General features: G+C 67.3%; 16 protein-coding genes and 3 pseudogenes. 10 read left to right on the forward strand and 9 right to left on the reverse strand.

The annotated features are described in order from the left end of the window. Positions 1 to 158: 158 nt before the first annotated feature. Positions 159 to 419 (reverse strand): hypothetical protein, encoded by a 261-nt coding sequence (locus tag ABZ904_RS25215; protein ID WP_361825591.1) that lies wholly within the window; start codon positions 417 to 419, stop codon positions 159 to 161. Further along, the gene (locus tag ABZ904_RS25220; protein ID WP_359410694.1) at positions 395 to 769 is read right to left on the reverse strand and encodes a hypothetical protein; all 375 of its coding nucleotides are present in this window, start codon (positions 767 to 769) and stop codon (positions 395 to 397) included. The genes ABZ904_RS25215 and ABZ904_RS25220 overlap by 25 nt, the downstream gene beginning before the upstream one ends. A 111-nt stretch (positions 770 to 880) precedes the next feature. Here ABZ904_RS25220 and ABZ904_RS25225 point away from each other — a divergent pair, with 111 nt between their 5' ends. The 7 genes and pseudogenes from ABZ904_RS25225 to ABZ904_RS25255 all read left to right on the forward strand — a co-directional run bounded on the left by ABZ904_RS25225 (position 881) and on the right by ABZ904_RS25255 (position 6,342). Further along, entirely contained in the window at positions 881 to 1,420 is a 540-nt protein-coding gene (locus ABZ904_RS25225) for a carbonic anhydrase (protein ID WP_359410693.1), read from the forward strand. Positions 1,421 to 1,976: 556 nt separating this feature from the next. Then, positions 1,977 to 3,521, forward strand: coding sequence for an MBL fold metallo-hydrolase (locus ABZ904_RS25230; protein WP_361825593.1), 1,545 nt, complete (start codon positions 1,977 to 1,979; stop codon positions 3,519 to 3,521). Between the two features lie 91 nt (positions 3,522 to 3,612). Continuing rightward, positions 3,613 to 3,768, forward strand: a pseudogene (locus tag ABZ904_RS25235) (IS5/IS1182 family transposase); the annotation flags it as partial. Between the two features lie 189 nt (positions 3,769 to 3,957). Continuing rightward, complete coding sequence (locus ABZ904_RS25240) at positions 3,958 to 4,383, forward strand: hypothetical protein (protein ID WP_361825595.1); 426 nt, start codon at positions 3,958 to 3,960, stop codon at positions 4,381 to 4,383. Positions 4,384 to 4,916: 533 nt separating this feature from the next. Then, entirely contained in the window at positions 4,917 to 5,093 is a 177-nt protein-coding gene (locus ABZ904_RS25245; RefSeq protein ID WP_359410653.1) for a hypothetical protein, read from the forward strand. 363 nt (positions 5,094 to 5,456) lie between these two features. Continuing rightward, positions 5,457 to 5,806: pseudogene (locus tag ABZ904_RS25250) on the forward strand (NADP-dependent oxidoreductase); the annotation flags it as partial. A 62-nt stretch (positions 5,807 to 5,868) separates the two neighbouring features. Continuing rightward, positions 5,869 to 6,342 carry a cupin domain-containing protein gene (locus ABZ904_RS25255; RefSeq protein ID WP_361825597.1) on the forward strand — a complete coding sequence of 158 codons (474 nt, stop codon included), beginning with the start codon at positions 5,869 to 5,871 and terminating at the stop codon, positions 6,340 to 6,342. A gap of 211 nt (positions 6,343 to 6,553) precedes the next feature. Here the strand turns inward: ABZ904_RS25255 and ABZ904_RS25260 are convergent, their stop codons facing one another. Continuing rightward, positions 6,554 to 7,156 (reverse strand): ABATE domain-containing protein, encoded by a 603-nt coding sequence (locus ABZ904_RS25260; protein WP_361825599.1) that lies wholly within the window; start codon positions 7,154 to 7,156, stop codon positions 6,554 to 6,556. 1,864 nt (positions 7,157 to 9,020) lie between these two features. Here ABZ904_RS25260 and ABZ904_RS25265 point away from each other — a divergent pair. Then, positions 9,021 to 9,494 carry a VOC family protein gene (locus tag ABZ904_RS25265; RefSeq protein ID WP_359410650.1) on the forward strand — a complete coding sequence of 158 codons (474 nt, stop codon included), beginning with the start codon at positions 9,021 to 9,023 and terminating at the stop codon, positions 9,492 to 9,494. A gap of 195 nt (positions 9,495 to 9,689) precedes the next feature. Here the strand turns inward: ABZ904_RS25265 and ABZ904_RS25270 are convergent, their stop codons facing one another. Next, positions 9,690 to 10,910 carry an IS110 family transposase gene (locus tag ABZ904_RS25270; RefSeq protein WP_361825601.1) on the reverse strand — a complete coding sequence of 407 codons (1,221 nt, stop codon included), beginning with the start codon at positions 10,908 to 10,910 and terminating at the stop codon, positions 9,690 to 9,692. A gap of 209 nt (positions 10,911 to 11,119) precedes the next feature. Here ABZ904_RS25270 and istB point away from each other — a divergent pair, with 209 nt between their 5' ends. Beyond that, positions 11,120 to 11,905 (forward strand): IS21-like element helper ATPase IstB, encoded by a 786-nt coding sequence (istB, locus tag ABZ904_RS25275; protein WP_359410648.1) that lies wholly within the window; start codon positions 11,120 to 11,122, stop codon positions 11,903 to 11,905. 78 nt (positions 11,906 to 11,983) lie between these two features. After that, positions 11,984 to 12,475 (forward strand): DUF1877 family protein, encoded by a 492-nt coding sequence (locus tag ABZ904_RS25280; protein ID WP_361825603.1) that lies wholly within the window; start codon positions 11,984 to 11,986, stop codon positions 12,473 to 12,475. 138 nt (positions 12,476 to 12,613) lie between these two features. Here ABZ904_RS25280 and ABZ904_RS25285 read toward each other — a convergent pair whose 3' ends face one another. The 5 genes and pseudogenes from ABZ904_RS25285 to ABZ904_RS25305 form a co-directional block, all read right to left on the reverse strand. Beyond that, positions 12,614 to 12,808, reverse strand: coding sequence for a hypothetical protein (locus ABZ904_RS25285; RefSeq protein WP_361825605.1), 195 nt, complete (start codon positions 12,806 to 12,808; stop codon positions 12,614 to 12,616). Further along, positions 12,805 to 13,116 (reverse strand): hypothetical protein, encoded by a 312-nt coding sequence (locus tag ABZ904_RS25290; protein ID WP_359410645.1) that lies wholly within the window; start codon positions 13,114 to 13,116, stop codon positions 12,805 to 12,807. Before ABZ904_RS25290 ends, ABZ904_RS25285 begins: the two co-directional genes overlap by 4 nt. Positions 13,117 to 13,729: 613 nt before the next feature. Continuing rightward, positions 13,730 to 14,680 (reverse strand): hypothetical protein, encoded by a 951-nt coding sequence (locus tag ABZ904_RS25295; RefSeq protein ID WP_361006333.1) that lies wholly within the window; start codon positions 14,678 to 14,680, stop codon positions 13,730 to 13,732. A gap of 499 nt (positions 14,681 to 15,179) precedes the next feature. Then, on the reverse strand, positions 15,180 to 15,587 hold the full coding sequence (locus ABZ904_RS25300; protein ID WP_361006330.1) for a hypothetical protein: 408 nt from the start codon (positions 15,585 to 15,587) through the stop codon (positions 15,180 to 15,182). A gap of 190 nt (positions 15,588 to 15,777) precedes the next feature. Then, positions 15,778 to 16,033: pseudogene (locus tag ABZ904_RS25305) on the reverse strand (IS701 family transposase); the annotation flags it as partial.

Consider the following 16,033-nt stretch of genomic DNA (forward strand, 5'->3'; position numbering starts at 1 on the left):
TCTTCTCCCAGACGTCCCACGGGCGGCGGGGGCCAGACGCGTCGCACGTGGAGCCGTGTTACCTATGGACGTGCACGGTGACCTGCCATCCAACGGCAGCGATGACAATCGCCGTCTCAGCCGGGACGTTCACGGTGAGGCCGATCACGGTGCCCACCTCAACGCAGAGCGTTGAGATGGTTGGTGATGTGCAGCACGCCGACCGCGAGTGAGGGGGCGATGGCGGGGTAGAGGCCGCCGAGAGCCAAGACCGCGACCAGGCCGGGCAGGGCGGCCACGAAGCCCGTCCGGGCCTGGTGCGGCACCCGGGCCCGAGGCTGGAGTGAGGCGAGCGCCCCCGAGCGGCCCTCGGCGGTTTCGGGTATCAGCGCCACCGCCGCGGCCAGGAAGCCAGTCAGCAGCAGCGCGAACACCGGCACGCGCGGCGCCGGCGCGTACTGCACCAGCAGGCCGGAGCCGAACGCGCCGATGGCCGGCCCCCGCTGGACGCGGCGCTGTTCACCAGCGCGCCGAGTCCAGGAACGCGCCGCGGCTGCAGTTCCACCAGCGCGGCGGCCGGCGGGCCGGTCGCCGCGCCGGTGGCCAGGCCCTGGACGGCGCGCGCGGCGAGCAGCCGGCAGACCCCGCGGGCCTCGGCGAACAGCAACATCGATGCGGCCTCCAGCGGCACCGAGTCGATGATCACAGGCTTGCGGCCCAGGAAGTCGGACGAACCCCCCGCGGTGATCAGCGCGAGCAGCAGGAACAGCGCGTACACCGCGAACACCATGGTCAGGCTGCCGGAAGAGATGCAGTTCCCCCTTCGTGGTGCTTACATCCCGCAAATATGAGTATATGCTCCTATATATTCGATCCCCACAGCACCGTTGAGGAAACCAAAATGATCGATACAGAGGATCTTGTCAGCCGGAACGCCGCGTTCGCCGCCCGTGGCGCGCATGAGGGACTGCACATCCTGGGCAGCGGCAACCTGATGGTCATCGGGTGCGTCGACTCCCGTGTCGATCCGAGCCACGTGCTCGAGCTCGACCTCGGCGAGGTCACGGTGATCCGCAACGTGGGCGGACGCGTCAACCCGGCCGTGTTCCGCACCCTGCTCATGCTCGCGAAGGTCAGGGAGGCCCACTCCGGCGACCGCCCCGCAGGCACGCACATCGTGGTCATGCAGCACACCGATTGCGGCATCAGGGACATCGCGGCGTTCCCCGAAATGCTCGCGAACGACTTCGACATCCCCGTCGAGGCGGTGGACGGGAAAGCCGTCATGGACCCGGTCGCCGCCGTCCGGCTCGACGTCGGGGTCCTCAAGGAGGTGCTCAAGACCAGGATGCCCGCAGGCCTCGTGACAGGGCTTGTCTACGACGTCGAGACCGGACTGATCGAGGTCGTCGCCCCGACCGCGAGGGCCGGGGAGGAATAGGCACCGGCTTCGCCCATTTCGGCGAGGCTCACCAAGGCATCGCCCGACAGAGGCGGCCGGGTTCCGCCCGTGAGGGCGGATCCGATGCGATTGCGCAGGAAGAACACGGCAGCACAGGGCCTCGTCGAAGCCTTCGTCGAACGCTACAAGACGGCCTTCGGGCAGTAGGTCCTGGCTGCCGAGGGGCGCGAGCAGCTGTCCCTGATTCCGCCCGCATCGATGAGCAGCGCAGCATCGCCGTGGGCCGGGCGGCCTCGAAAGCAGCGACAGAGCCCGGTCGGCCGCCTTGGTGCGCAGCCCGTCCGGTCGGTGTCCCGGCAGCGTGCGCCCGCTCAAAACCACTGTGGTGGTTGTGGCGATGCCATTGCCCCCTCGCGGCCGTCACGGCAACCCGGCTGATCGGGCCAAAGCAGTGAGGTCCGCGTCAATAGTCGTGGGCGGCTCATCGGCGACGAACAAGCCGAACAATCGGCAGAAAGCTGATCACATGTGTCTTGCTACAGGTACCGCCGCCGAAGCGGCCAGTGCTACGCCTCGTCCCGCCTTCGGGCCCGCGGTGGACCCCATTCATCTTGAACCGGTCGACGAGGTCGAGATCACGATTCTGGTCGACAACGTCTACGACGCTCTGCTGGGCGGCGATGAGCGCACGCGCCGTGCCCCATTCAGCGTCGGTGTCAAGCCGGCGCCGCACTTCGAGGAGGGCGAGAGCTTCGTCGGCCTCGTCGCCGAGCACGGCTTCTCCGCGCTGGTCACGATCAAGCGGCTCGGACACACCAGCTCGCTGTTGTTCGACGCCGGGCTCTCGCCGACAGGAATGGTCGTCAACGCCGACCGGCTCGGAGTGCGCTTCGACGATCTCCAAGCGGTCGTGCTCAGTCACGGCCACTTCGACCACGCCGGAGGTCTGGCCGGGCTCGCGCGACGCCGGCGCGCCTCAACAATGCCGATGCTCGTACATCCCGAGGTGTGGACTCGCCGTCGCGTGGTGCTCCCGGGTTCGGAGGTCCAGCCGTTTCCCACCGTCAGCAAGAAGGCTCTGCGCCAGGAGGGATTCGACGTGGTGGAACGGCGCGTACCCTCCCTGCTCCTCGATGAGAGCGTACTGATCACTGGTGAAGTCGACAGGACAACTGAGTTCGAACGGGGCATGCCGCCCAGTCATGAGGCGTGGACGGGCGAGCGGTGGGCACACGACGCGAAAATCATCGACGATCAGGCCGTCGTCGTGAACCTCCGGGGGCACGGACTGGTGGTGCTGAGCGGCTGCGGCCACGCCGGCGCAGTCAACATCGTTCGACACGCCCTGCGCCTCACCCAGGTCGACCGGCTCCATGCCCTCGTCGGCGGACTGCATCTGAGCGGGCCGGCATTCGAACCGATCATCCCGCCGACAATCACCGCTCGAGGCGTCCAGGGGTGCGCTGCAGGTGTAGTCGGCGAAGTGGTGCTCGGTCGGAAGCGGCTGACGTCTCCGACGCGGCCGATGACCTTGGCGGCCGGCACGGTGCCCAGACCCGGCGAGGCCGACAGCGTGGTGCGGGTTGCGGCGAACGCGTCCCGCATCTCGGCTTCGTTGTCCTTGACCTGCCGGTCCAGCCGTCGCAGGTCGGACAACAGGTCGCGGGCTATGTCGCGGCGGCAGGCGTCGGTGGCCGTCACGGGCCGGATGGCCTTAACAGCGGCGGTGGCCTTGTCGGCGGACAGTCCGGTGGGTGCACCTCCGGGCAGCAAGTCGCGCAGCACGGCGTGGAGCCGGTACAGAACGCGGGTGCGTTCTTGGACCAGGTCGGTCGTGCCGCTCGGTCAACAGCCGCAGGATCGTGGTCCGGTCCTCGGGGTCGACGCCCCTCAAGTCGTGGCGGAACAGGGCGACCTGGGCGGCGTGGCGGGCATCGTTGGCGTCAGTCCTGCGGCCGCCGCCGGTGGCCAGGAGCCGGGCCCGGGCCGACAGGGTGGAGGGCACATCGACCACGATCTCGCCTGCGGCGGCCAGCTGCTGGGTGAGGGTTCGGCCCAGGCCGCGAGAGCCTTCGACGGCGAAGCGGCGTTCGGGCCACTGCTCGCACAGCTCCCGTGGCTTGCGCGCCTACCTGCGTAAACGCGGCATCGCGCACACCATCCCGGAGAAGACCGACCAGCAGTGGCACCGGCGCTACCGTGGTCGGCGTGGCGGGCGGCCGCCAGGGTTCGACCGGGGGAGCTACCGCCGCCGCAACATCGTCGGTCGCTGTTTCAACCGCCTCAAGGGCTTCCGCGGCATCGCCACCAGATACGACAAGACCGCCACCTCCTGCGAAGCGGCGGTCGCGCTCGCGTCGTGCCTACTCTGGGCAAGAACCGTTTGAAGACGGACGCTAGTGCCGCATCAGCCAACGTTCACCCAACGTCACTCCTCCGCACCGTCGGGGGCGACGTCAAGCCGCCCGCTGAGGCTGGGACCTGATACAGAGACGCGCCGTCTGTTCAGGAGCCAGCACGTGGATGGAATCGCGACACCGCAGCGGCGCTGACGAAGAAGAAAGAGGTGCCTCCGCATGTCACACCACACCGCGGCGGTGCCGGGGGCTACCTGGGTGGCCAGGTGGGCGGGAGCCCTGCTGTCCCTCGTGGTGGCTGCCATCCATGTCGTCGACCAAGGCGGTATCACAGCAACAAGGGACCCCTACTACATCGGCGTCGCCTACCACGTCTTGGAGATCGCGGCCGTGGTCACTGCCGTGCTGCTCCTCGGCGGCCTCGTCCGACTGGGATGGCTACTGGCAGTCGGGGTCGCCGCCGGCCCCTTGCTGGGCTACATCCTGTCCAGGGGGCCGGGACTGCCCGACTACAGCGACGACATCGGCAATTGGACCGAACCGCTCGGGCTGGTCAGCCTGGCCGTCGAAGGCGCCCTGCTCCTGTTGTCGGTGCCGCTCTTCGTCGGAACATGGCGGAAGCGTCATGGACGAGCCAATACCTGAAACAATCTTGAAAACCGTCGTGACGCGAGCCACCGTGGGTTCGAATCCCACCCCCACCGCGCAGGTGAACGGCCCCTGACCAGGTAAGACGGCCAGGGGCTGTGTTGTTGCGTGCTGTCCGCTCGGCGACCTCGGCGTAATCGCCGCGCGGGGACCCGCCGAGTCAGACAAGTGCTTCCAGTCCGCGGGGTCCGTCTCCGCCGGCGTCGCGAGCGGCGGCGATCTCGCCAGCACCCTGTTTGTGGCCTGGAACTAGGCCTTTGTGCGGCTGCATTGCTGTGACCGTCAGCTCTCGATGGCCAGTCGTAGCGAGAACGCCGCAGGTGAGCGGCTGATTGTCACCTACGGTTGGCCATTTGGAGCAGCGCTAGCCAGCAAACGTGGACGGTGTTACCCGTTCGGTCCATAGCGGTCGCTGCGGCGGATGAGTCGCGGTGTCATGACACTGCGCCCCGCGCTCAGAGCGGATGCGCGGCGGGTTTCGCACTTCAGACAGGCGAACCCGTGCAATTCAGCTTCGAAAGGTGAAGACAGTGTCGCAGTTCAACAAGGGCGATCGTGTGGAGTACCAGGGGCAGGACAACCAGAGGCACACCGGCGAGATCCGGCGTATCCAGGGTGAGTCGCCCCAGGCGAGGTACACAGTCCGCGACGAGAAGACCAAAGCGGAAGAGCAGGTCGAGGAGCAGAAGATAGAGCGGTCGCTGTAACCACAGCATCGTGATGTGCCGCCCCCCTGCGGGGTGGGCGACTCATCGGCGTAAGGGACTTGCTGTCCGGCGGCCGACGTATCGAGGATCTGCTTCGCGAGTACGAGTGAAACGCAGCCTGCCCGTGTCCCAGGCCCCTGGCGTCCTGTCCAGGGGCTTCGTCGTTTCGGGGTCTCATCACTGCGTGGTGGTCTGTCGGGTCGACAGGGCCAGGCTGAAGCGTCGAGGGCTGATCACGAATTGCGGCGGGCTGTTCAGGTCTTGGGGCGGTAGGTGCCCGGCGACTTGCCCAATTCCGTTGCCCGCGTGCCACGGAGCACCTCACTAGCAGTCGCCACCAGCAAGCCCACTGCGAGCACCCCTTTGAACTGGTGGGGCTACAAAACGCTCGCTGACGCGGCCGAGAACGATGTCATCGTGCGGGTTCACGCCGCGGGGTTCACCCCTGGAGGGCTGGATTGGCCGGGTACGTGGTCCGATCGCGTCGGCCGCGACCGGACGCGGGTCGTGTCCGGGCATGGGCTGTCGGGTGTCGTCGTCGAGCTGGGGTACGGAACCACCGGCATCACCGCCGCCAGCGGGTGTTCGGACTGACCGACTGGATCGGCAACGGCTCACTGGCCGAGTACACCCCCGTCGAGGCGCGCAACCTCGCTCCGGTTCCGGCGGGCGTCGGCCATATCGTGGCCGCCGCGCTCCCGACCTCCGCCCTGACCGGCTCACCCCCGGCAAGACGATCATCCAGGTGACCGAAGGCAGAGAAAGGAGAGTAATCATGATCGGAATGCGGATTGCCGGCGGCCTTGTGGCTGCCGGCATAACGGCCACAGTCACCGCATGCTCCCCCGCAGTAGACCGTGCGACCGCAACGGCGGCAGCGGCGCCGGCCGCTGCCGTGGCTTCCCCACGCCCGACCGAGACGCTGTCGCCCGTATTTGAACAGCCACTTCCGAATGTCAAGGGCAAGACGTTCACCTCGGCGGTCGTGGACTTCCCCCCCAATTCACATGCGCTGCCGCATCGGCACGGCGCGGCTTTCGTCTACGCCTACGTGCTCGAGGGCACTGTGCGTAGCCAGCTCGCCGGCGAGCCGGTGCGTACATACCACCAAGGCCAGAACTGGGTCGAACCGCCGGGTGCCCACCACGTGCTCACGGAGAACACCAGCCGGACAAAGCCAGCGAAGCTGCTGGTCATCTTCATCACCAACACGGGGGACAAGCTCAAAATCGAGGATCCACCGACATAAGACATCGGCCATACAACGGGCTGGCAGCCAGACATTTCGTGTACCACCCGCCCGACACAGGTGGTACACGGTGGCCGTCTACCGTGACAATTGTGGCCTCCGATATCGCTCGGCCCCATGTCTGTAGGCGCCACAAGCAAGATCGCGATTTACGGTTGGAGTACCAGGATTCGAATTCCGTGGTGCACGTCGTCACTGGCGATGAGCGGGGTCAGGTCGGCGTTGTGGCAGCCAGGTCCTTCTTCCTCTGCCGGTAGGCCCGCATGGACGCCCGCGAGCCGCATTTGGGGCCGCAGTAGACGGCGGAGCTGTTCCGCGTCCGATCGAAAAAGCAGAAGTGACACGGCTGGTGCCGGCACGCCCGCAACCTGTCCCACACGCCCGCTTGGGCGAGTTCGGTCGCGTTTGCCAATACGGTGCCGAACAGACCGTGGACGCCGGTCTGCGCGGTCACCAGGGATGCTCCCGAGGCGGAGATGACCGTCACCAGCGGATACCGGGACGCGGCATCGCGGAGGTGCTCCTCCGCCTGAGTCAGTACCTCGGGTGTGACGTCCTTGTCGCCGGAGTGAGCCAGCAGCACGGTGATCAAGGCCCCGCGCAGTTCCCGTGCGGTGGCTGCGTCGGCCTCCGTCACGCGGGTGGTCTGCGAGGTCATGGCGTTTTCCAGGAGCCATGCGTGCATGGTCTGGGCACTTTCGAAGCGCTCTGTCAGCCGGTGGGGGCCTGCGGGGTGCGTGTTGACGAATTGCAAGACGACATCAGCCGCCGTCGGCTGAGTCAATGGGCTGCGCTCGGTCGTGCGCGGGAGCATCGTGGGCCTCCTTACTCGAAGGAAGGCTAAACCATCTCGGCGTTACCTCTGAAACCATTACGGTAGCAATCTTCTTCCCGGTGAGGTATCTCCTTGGGCGCGGGGCGGAGCCTGGAGACGCTCGCCGGGTGATCCAGCGGTGCCACTCTGCCGAACCGGATGGTGAAGTAGTCGCGTCCAGCCCGCGGGGGGGCGCCTGAAGGTGGCTGATCGTAGTGCAGTGCCGCTGCGGATTGAGGAGAACCGTCTTCTGGGCCGTCGAGGTGTCGCTTTGTCAGTGCGTAGCAAGAGGGTCTCGATCAGGGTCGCGCGCCCTGGGGTGCGCTCGGTCGCGATGTCGGCGGTGGTGGTCATCCCGCCGATCGCAGTGATCGGGATCAACACGGCGTGCTTGGTGCGGGCGCCCAGGTCGGGACGGGGGACCGACGGGTGCGGTGGCGGATGCATCGTCCGATGTGGTGACAGTCTGGATGACCGTCGTCCCGGCACGTCGTGGGGCGGCGATGACCGACGGCAAGGGGACCCGGGTGGGGCTGCATCGCTGCTTCGGCAGGAGCCCCGAGGTTCTGAGCGTGGCCATGGCCCGTTCGCCGGGCGCACGGGCCTTGGCGTCGGACGTAGCTCTGGGCGTTGAGCTATGCCCTTGTGTCTGCCGCGAGTACGGCGGGGGAGTGGGAGCGTCTGAGTTCACGCCGAACGGACAGACCGTCCGCATGCAGGGCTGCGCTCGTGGCCGCGCGGGTCTCGGCGGAGACGTAGGGGAGGGGATGCATCCCAGCCCGTCGCGCCTGCGGCCGCATCCAGCGGACTCGGCTTGCGCGCCCGGCCATGAGCGCGGCCAACAGTGGCGTGCTCATGCCGAGGTCGTGGAGGATGCCGCTCATCAGCCTCCGTTGCCTGAGGTGCCGGTTCCGTGCCCGTGCGCTGACCGCCGTCGACGGACGGGATGTCCCCGGTGACGGAGAGGCGTTCTCACGAAAGATCGCGACGTCGGCGATCGCGCGGACGAGTCGGGGAAGCGGCCGACGGTCGGCCGCCGCCCACCCGTGGCGAGGGCTGAGACCGGGGCCGCCCCGGCCGATCCTCCGCCGAGTGGCCCGTGCCGATGCCGCGCCTGAGTCGACGACTTCCAGACGCCGTATGGGACCACGTTGTTCGTCGACGAAGTCACCGTGCTCACGCGCCGGCGTAAGGAAATGAACGAGCAGTGGCACCGCCCGTTGCTGTCCGGCCTGCCGGACATCCATCCGGTTTGACGTCGGATTGCTCGCTGTCGGGATCAATGGCCCACGCACGCGGGGTAGTTGAGTTCCGCTCCCTGCACTGTCCGATGCGCCGCCGCTGTCCATCCTTCGAGCTCGGCGCGGGGGGCGGTTGCATGTTGCGGGCTAACCGCTTACGGTCATAACCATGATGAACGCTCCGCGGCGAGTCCCGTCGCAGCCCTTTTCCCGTCCTGAGAGTGCCGCGCGGGCACTTCTGGTGGTGGTCGCCGACTGCCCGCCGCTCTCAGGATCCGGGTGGGAAGGGCGTTCGAGCTGCTGTGGAGGTGCGGCTCAACGGCCTCGACGACTGGGCCGAGCTCGGTCGCGGAGTGGGTCGGCGAACAAGCCCTTCACGGTCGGCGTCTCCTACGTCGCCCTGCGGTGCAGGCGCCCGTCATCGTGCTCCTGAAGGGATTGACCATCAGGAAGCGAAGGGCGTGGGTCGCGGTCGCATTTTCTCTTGAATCTAGATAGTCGGCATCCAGATTCTCTCCTCGGACCAGTGGGCGGCGGGTCTTGCTCTGGCGTCCTCGGACACCCATGGAACCGGTGACTCGCGGCTGCGAGATTCACCGAAATCAAGAAAGAAGGACCCCTATATGTATACGAAACTCGAACTTATCGTGCTGCCCGTGTCCGACGTCGATCGGGCCAAGGCGTTCTACGAGAAGGCGGGATTCCGTCTGGATCTCGACAAGGCCGCCAGTGAGGACTGGCGTGCGGTGCACTTCACCCCGCCCGGCTCCGAGTGCTCGATCATTTTCGGCAAGGGGCTCACCTCCGCCGCCCCCGGCTCGTCCCAGGGCCTGTACCTCATCGTCTCCGACATCGAGGAGGCCCGCGCCGAGCTCGTCGGACGCGGCATCGAGGTGAGCGAGGTCTTCCACGACGCCGGGGGACTCCTCTTCCACAGTCACGAGGCCGGCGAGGTCACCCACCAGGTCCAGGGCCAGGGGCGACGTGCCGGCCTGCACCCCGACCGGGCCTCCTATGGCTCCTTCGCCACTTTCAGCGACCCGGACGGCAACGGCTGGGTGCTCCAGGAGATCACGCAGCGGTTCCCCGGCCGCTGACACCACGTGAGCCCCCCACCGTGCGCCGGGCGGTGACCAGTCCGGATGTAAGCCGGACCGTTCAGCCCTTGGACGCAGCCACCGCGGAGCCCGCGGCCGGATCCCGCGGCGAGCGCACATGCTCCTGGACATCGATGTCCCGGCCGAGCCCCTGACCTCGGGAAACGTTACGATAGGAACTTCCCAATCGTGTTGTCAAGCCGCTCCCATGACGGGAGGTGCAGCATGAAAGCACTCTCCGTCACGGATCATCGCCCACAGGACGTTGAGTCGTCGGCGTGCGAGAGCCAGCAGGGCCTGCTTGTGGCCCTTGCCCTCGCCCCGCTTCCGGTTATAGAACGCCTTCGACACGGGGCAGCACTGAAGGCTCACCATGGCCGACAGGTACATGGTTCTGAGCAGGCCGCGGTGGTAGCGCCGGGGGCGTCGCAGGTTGCCGCTGACGCGGCCGGAGTCACGTGGTCTGGGGGCCAGGCCGGCGAAGCCCGCCAGGCGGTCGGGGCTGCCGAAGGCGTCCATGTCGCCACCGGTGGCGGCGAGGAACTCGGCGCCCAGCTTGGCACCCATGCCGGGCAGGCTGCGGATCACCTCGGCGTGCGGATGCTCGCGAAACTTGGCCTCGATCAGGGCGTCGAGCTCGGCGATCTCCTCATCAAGGGCCATCACCCCCTTCGCGAGGCGGACCACCATGGCGGCGGCCAGCTTCTCGCCGGGCAGCGCGATCTGCTGGGCCTGGGCGGCTTCCACGGCCGTTTTCGCAAGTGTGGCGGCACCCCTGACCTTGCGGTTCCTCAGCCACGTCTCGATCCGGCTCGCGCCTGCCCGCCGGATCGCGGCTGGGGTCTGGTAGCCCGTCAGCAACATCACCGGCCCTCGGTTTGTCAGTTCCAGGGCGCGTTCCAGCGCGGGGAAGATTTCCAGCAGTTGGGCGCGGAGGCGGTTGATCTGCCGGGTGCGGTCGAAGACCGCGTCCAGACGGCGGGTGGTCAGGGTGCGCAGGTCGACGGCGATCTCATCGCCCGGTCGCAGCAGGCCGAGGTCGCGGCGGACGCGGGCCTGGTCGGCGATGACGAAGGCGTCCTTCGCGTCGGTCTTTCCCTCTCCGCCCTTGTAGGTGGCCGAGGCCCGGTGGACCGCCAGGCCGGTGAGGTAGGCGACCGGCTGGCCGTGGCTGACCAGCAGCCCGATCAGCAGCGCGGCACCGCCGTGGTTGAGGTCCACTGCCCACAGCGCGTCGCTGGATATCTCCAGGACATCGCCGATCAGGGCGAGCAGTTCGCTTTCGTCGTTCGCGACTCGGCGGGACAGCAGACGCTTGCCGTCCGAGTTGATCACTACGCAGTGGTGGTGCGTCTTACCGATGTCCACTCCGGCCCAGATCTCGGGCACGTTTTCTTCCGCCAGCTCGTCGTACATCGATCCCGCAGACGACCTCGCCGACGTTGTCCTACGCAGCGATCGAAAGTCGCATCTCCCAATTGGCGGTCGAGTCGTCGCAGGGCTCCGGGTGGCCAAGTTCCTTAAGCCATCAAGTGGTCTCACCCATGACAGCCATGCCCAGAGCCCCTAGGCCCTCCGATCTTACGAATGACCGGAGCAACCACGCTTTGAAAGGTAGGACAGCCATGACCGGCCCGCACCACACCCTGACCGAGCCCGCCTCCGATGCCGCGATCGATACCGCCTGCCGGGTCCTGCGGCTGCCGACCATGCGGGCCCAGTTCGCCGACACCGTCAACCGAGCCGAACGCGAGCACCTGTCCTACCGCGGCTTCCTTGCCGAACTGCTGATGGCCGAGTGCGAGGACCGCGACCGGCGCCGGTCCGAACGCCGCATCCGGGCGGCCGGCTTCCCGCGCTCGAAGTGGCTGTCCGACTTCGACTACACCGCGAACCCCAACGTCACCCCGGCCCTGGTCAACAACCTCGCCACCTGCGAATGGGTCAAGAAGGGCGAGCCGCTCTGCCTCATCGGCGACTCCGGCACCGGCAAGACCCACCTGCTGATCGGGCTCGGCTCCGCCGCCGCGATGGCCGGATTCCGGGTCCGCTACGCGCTCGCCGCCCGCCTGGTCAACGAGCTCGTCGAAGCAGCCGACGACAAGCAGCTGACCAAGACCATCGCCCGCTACGGCCGCGTCGATCTCCTTTGCATCGACGAGCTTGGCTACCTCGAACTGGACCGCCGCGGCGCCGAGATGCTGTTCCAGGTTCTGACCGAGCGCGAGGAAAAGAACAGTGTTGCGATCGCCTCGAACGAATCGTTCGGAGGCTGGACCAAGACTTTCACCGACCCCCGCCTCTGCGCGGCCATCGTCGACCGCCTCACCTTCAACGGCACCATCATCGAGACAGGCACCGAGTCCTACCGACTCGCCCAGACCAAAGCCAAACAGCAGGCCAAGCGATAGAAGCAGCCCATCGCACCCGACCGCCAGCCGTGTGGTTGGATCACGCGGAACGAATCTTCGCGGCGGTGGGAGGACACGATGGCGGCTCGCGCGGTGCTCTTCGCTCTGGAGGCCCAGGACGCCGAACGCTTCCTGGCCTGCCAGGACGATGACGAGGTCATCGAACTCGTCGCAGAGGTCGAGGACCAGTGGGACATGGACCACCTGTTCGAACTCGACAAGTCCTGGGACGCCCTGCACCGGTGCTTCACTGACGGCGACCTCGCCTTCGACAACGGCGACTACCCGTTGTCGCACGTCATCCTCGGCGGAGTGCCGTTGCACGAAGGAGACAACTACATCGTCTGCTACGTCACTGCGGATCAGGTCCGCGAGGTCGCGAAGGCCCTGGAGCCACTGGACGGGCAGTGGCTGAGCGATCGCTTCGCCACGCTCACGTTCGCCGCCTACCAGGGCACCGGCGACGCCGACGACATCGCCTACACCCAGGCGTTCCTGCCCGGACTGAGGAGCTTCTACCTCACTGCGGCGCAGAACGGCCGAGCGGTCATCTTCACCGTCAGTCAGTAGACCGGGGCCAACTCAAGCCGGAACCCGGGGCCAACTCAGACCGGAAGCAGCTCTCGCTCGATGTTCTGGTGGGGCCAACTCGGTTCGGAAAAGTGGGGCCAGTTCAAACCGTTAACGCCAGACGTCGGCGGTTTGGGATCAGGCGCTTGCTGAGGCCAGGCACGCGGGGGTGGGCAGGGTGCCCAGTGCCCGCGTCCACGGGTGGGTGAGGGTGTCGTAGTCCCTGCCGTCCAGGAGGTCGCGGACGACGAGGGTCTCGGCAAGGGCTTCGGAGAGGCTGATTGCGGCCTCTCGGCTCTGCAGGCACAGGCCCTCGGCCAGGGCCGCGATCACGGATCCTGTGGCTTGACGGGCCACCTCGCCGGCAGCTCGGCGTCCCTCGCGGAGCGCGTGGGTCCTGCGGCGGGAGGCCGTGTGCCAGGCCAGGCGCTCGCGGGCGTGCCATCGGGCGCGAGCCGCTCGGCGTCCTGGGGTGTCAGGTCGTTGAGGCGTTCGTTGAGGGCGAGGACGTCATCGGCGTTCGGGCCGAGGGCCTCCCAGATCGCGGTCTCGCCGGTGACCTGCAGGCTGCGTGTCTTGACCCAGTGCGGCCACTCCTGCGGGTCGCCGTGGCACTGGAAGCCTATCGGTGTGACCTGCAAGAGCCGCCACCCGGAGAGTTGGTCGAGCGGTGTGTGGGGCGTCCATCCGGCCGAGAGGGCGAGCGTTTCCGATTTCGAGGCGTGGACGTGAAGCCATGCCTCGAGCGGGGAGCGCTGGGCAGGTCGTCGCCGGTGCCGTCGGGATGCTCGATGCGATCGCCGATCTGTGTCGCGGCATACGCCGCGGTCGGTGAAACGGCCATCCAGTGCGGCTTGCCAGCGTCGGATACGTGGAGGGAGAGGGGCATGTGTGTGCTGCCTTTCGGGCGGGTGGTGAAGGGCTGCGCGGCTTTGGTCTCGCCTAGCTGATGTGTGGAATTTCGATCCGATGGGCCGTACGTGAAGGTGAGGCAGCCGGGGCGGCCGGACTCGTGGTCGACGGCCGCCCCGGGCCGATTCGGGGGTGGGTTGGTTGGAAGGGGCCCAGCTGATGCTTCGGCCAGGCTGCGGCCGCAGGCCTGGAAGGCTTCAGCGGCTGGCAGCCAGCGGGCTTGGTCAGCGGTGGAGTCCGCTCGATGGCACGGCCCGTGCGGCACTCCGGGATGGGCTGGCTCGGGACGGTGCGGGAGTAGGCGCCGCGGTGGCCACGCGATCCCGGGCTGCGAGGAGTCCCTCAGAAGGGGTTCTGGTCGTGCACTGGTCGGTCGTGTACTAGGACGTAGCACCGGTGTGCACGAGTTGGAGGCTGCGAGCCGGCCGGGGGCGCGGAGCTGTCTGTGGACTCGTGGTCTGGCGGTGTGGCTCGTACGGTGGTGACCACCATGTGCATGCCGGAGGTGGCATCGGCGGGGAGGGCGAACCAGCCGGTGACCTGAAGGGGTGTTCCGGCCGGTAGCTCTCCGACTTCTTTGTTGCCGACAGGGTCGGCGAATGTGCACGGCACGACAGCTTCATGGACTTCGTGGTCGTGACCGGCGCCGTGTGCGGGGTCGAGCACGAGCCGGAAGCAGGCCTGCATGCCGGTGACTTCAGCGGGTTCTGACAGCACGCCGGTCAGTGTGAGCAGGCGGGAGGTGAGGTCGGTGCTGGCGCCCATGTCCTCTGGCCCGGTGACAATGTCTGTGTCGGCCGCCAGGTTGTCTCGTCGGCCGTCGTCTCCGCCACCTGGTCCTGAATGGCCTGGGGCATCGGGGGTCGCTACCGCGTTGGGGACCGGCTGGTTGTCGATGTGACGGTGAGTGACAGAGACCGTAATGCCGTGGCCCCTCAGGCGACGGCCGATCTCATGCGCGACAGCGGGCCCGCGGTGTACCCCGGCCCAACTGGCGACCAGTATGCGCACGGGGCTCAGGTCCTCGCTTGCATCACCCGCTGCCAGGGTCTGTGCCCGGCTCACGGCTTCGTTGATGATCCGCTCCGCGCCGGGTGAAGCCAGGATGTTGTGCCTGATCGCGGGGTGCAGGCCGTTGTGGTGCGCGCGGAGGTTCCAGACGCCCGGGTTGTCCGGCGGATTCAAGAGGGCGTCGGTCAGGTTGACCGCGAGGAAGCAGGCGCTGTGGTGTGCTGGCGGCGGGTCCTGCCAGCGGGCGCCGTAGGACTCGATGATCACTTGATCGTTGAGCATGGAGGCTCCGAGAGGAGATTTGGCACCGGCCTGCAGGCATCGTGGAGGGATTGCCTTGTCTGCAGGCCGGTGAGGTAGGGGGATGGTGTGGCGAGCGGGGTGCGCGAGCGTGTGCCTATCGAGCTGTCCGCTGTCGGGGCATCAGGGCTCGAACCTCTGCGGGGAGGGACGCGGGATCGCGCCGACGCTCTGCGTTTTCGCGCGACTGGGCCCTGCCGAAGGCCGCGGTGCAGTCCGTGCAGTCCTCACCACGAGTTTCGTGGCATTTGTGGCCTTCCACCGTGTTGCACGGGGCGGTCACGTTGTGCCTGACCGCGAGCCGGTACAGGTTGCGGCTTGTGACGCCGGTGAGGAAGCCGATTTCGCTTTCAGGCTTGCCATCTCGCAGCAGCGACAGGGCGGTTGCCTGCTGAAGGGTGAGTGGGGGAGGCGTGGTGGGCGTTGCCATTTCGGGATCCTTCAGGGGGAGGGGGACAGGGTTGGTGAAGCGTGATGCAGGTCAGGGATTGGTTAGCTCGGCGATGACGAGGGTCATGCGGGCGTACCCGGTGGTGACTGGTGCTCCCATGGCGGGGAAAGGGCCAACCAGGTGCTCGTGGTCGTCGTCCGGCAGCAGGAGGTGTTCTCCTGGACGGTCCGGGTTGGGAGTTACGAGCCCGTCGATGTACGCCTTCGCCGTTGGCGACCAGTTGCCCGGGTCGCGTTTCCGGCCGATCGGCCGCGGGTGGAGCACGTAGAAGATGGCCGCACGATTCAGACGTGGCAGGCGCAGGGCGATGGCCATCTGGGCGGCGTGAGTGCGCAGACGCCTGCGGATCTTGTCTTCGTCGCTCCAGTGGTCATGCCGCTGGTTGCTGTTGAGCATCTTCTCCACGTACGGCATGAGGAGAGTCCAGGTGCGGCCCATGTCGGACAGCCCAGCTAGTACTGCAATCACAGTTAAGGGGTGTGTCCGCGGCGTTTGTAGTGACTGTCGCGGGCGCGTTTCTGGCTGAGTCTTCGCCAGCGTGACCAGCTCAGATGATGGTGGATCGTGAGGTGGACGGGGTGGAGGAGGTGGCCGATGAGGCGGCGTATCTCTGCCACGGACAGCGGTATCAGGCCACTGCTGCTTCCCCTTTTGAGAGTTCGTGGGCGCGGACGGTGGTCAGGGCGGCGAGGGCAGCCATGGCGAGGGTGATGTGCCGGTACCAGGCGTGGTAGAGCCGGACCTGGTAGTGGTCCAGGCCGCAGTCGCCTTTCGCGGTCTGGAAGCACTCCTCGACGGCCCAGCGGGCGCCGGCCACCCTGACCAGGTCTTTCAGGCGAGTGCCGGCAGGCCCGTAGCAGACGTAGTAGGCGATGTCAGTCGGG

The organism is Streptomyces sp. NPDC046900, assembly GCF_040644975.1.
Taxonomy (GTDB): domain Bacteria; phylum Actinomycetota; class Actinomycetes; order Streptomycetales; family Streptomycetaceae; genus Streptomyces.

What these genes read in the sequence shown, in the direction of transcription:
- ABZ904_RS25260 (WP_361825599.1), bottom strand. Translation starts at nt 7,156, where the DNA reads ATGCTCCCGCGCACGACCGAGCGCAGCCCATTGACTCAGCCGACGGCG.
- ABZ904_RS25225 (WP_359410693.1), top strand. Translation starts at nt 881, where the DNA reads ATGATCGATACAGAGGATCTTGTCAGCCGGAACGCCGCGTTCGCCGCC.
- ABZ904_RS25295 (WP_361006333.1), bottom strand. Translation starts at nt 14,680, where the DNA reads ATGCTCAACGATCAAGTGATCATCGAGTCCTACGGCGCCCGCTGGCAG.
- ABZ904_RS25270 (WP_361825601.1), bottom strand. Translation starts at nt 10,910, where the DNA reads ATGTACGACGAGCTGGCGGAAGAAAACGTGCCCGAGATCTGGGCCGGA.
- ABZ904_RS25265 (WP_359410650.1), top strand. Translation starts at nt 9,021, where the DNA reads ATGTATACGAAACTCGAACTTATCGTGCTGCCCGTGTCCGACGTCGAT.
- ABZ904_RS25255 (WP_361825597.1), top strand. Translation starts at nt 5,869, where the DNA reads ATGATCGGAATGCGGATTGCCGGCGGCCTTGTGGCTGCCGGCATAACG.
- ABZ904_RS25300 (WP_361006330.1), bottom strand. Translation starts at nt 15,587, where the DNA reads ATGGGCCGCACCTGGACTCTCCTCATGCCGTACGTGGAGAAGATGCTC.
- ABZ904_RS25240 (WP_361825595.1), top strand. Translation starts at nt 3,958, where the DNA reads ATGTCACACCACACCGCGGCGGTGCCGGGGGCTACCTGGGTGGCCAGG.
- istB (WP_359410648.1), top strand. Translation starts at nt 11,120, where the DNA reads ATGACCGGCCCGCACCACACCCTGACCGAGCCCGCCTCCGATGCCGCG.
- ABZ904_RS25220 (WP_359410694.1), bottom strand. Translation starts at nt 769, where the DNA reads ATGGTGTTCGCGGTGTACGCGCTGTTCCTGCTGCTCGCGCTGATCACC.
- ABZ904_RS25280 (WP_361825603.1), top strand. Translation starts at nt 11,984, where the DNA reads ATGGCGGCTCGCGCGGTGCTCTTCGCTCTGGAGGCCCAGGACGCCGAA.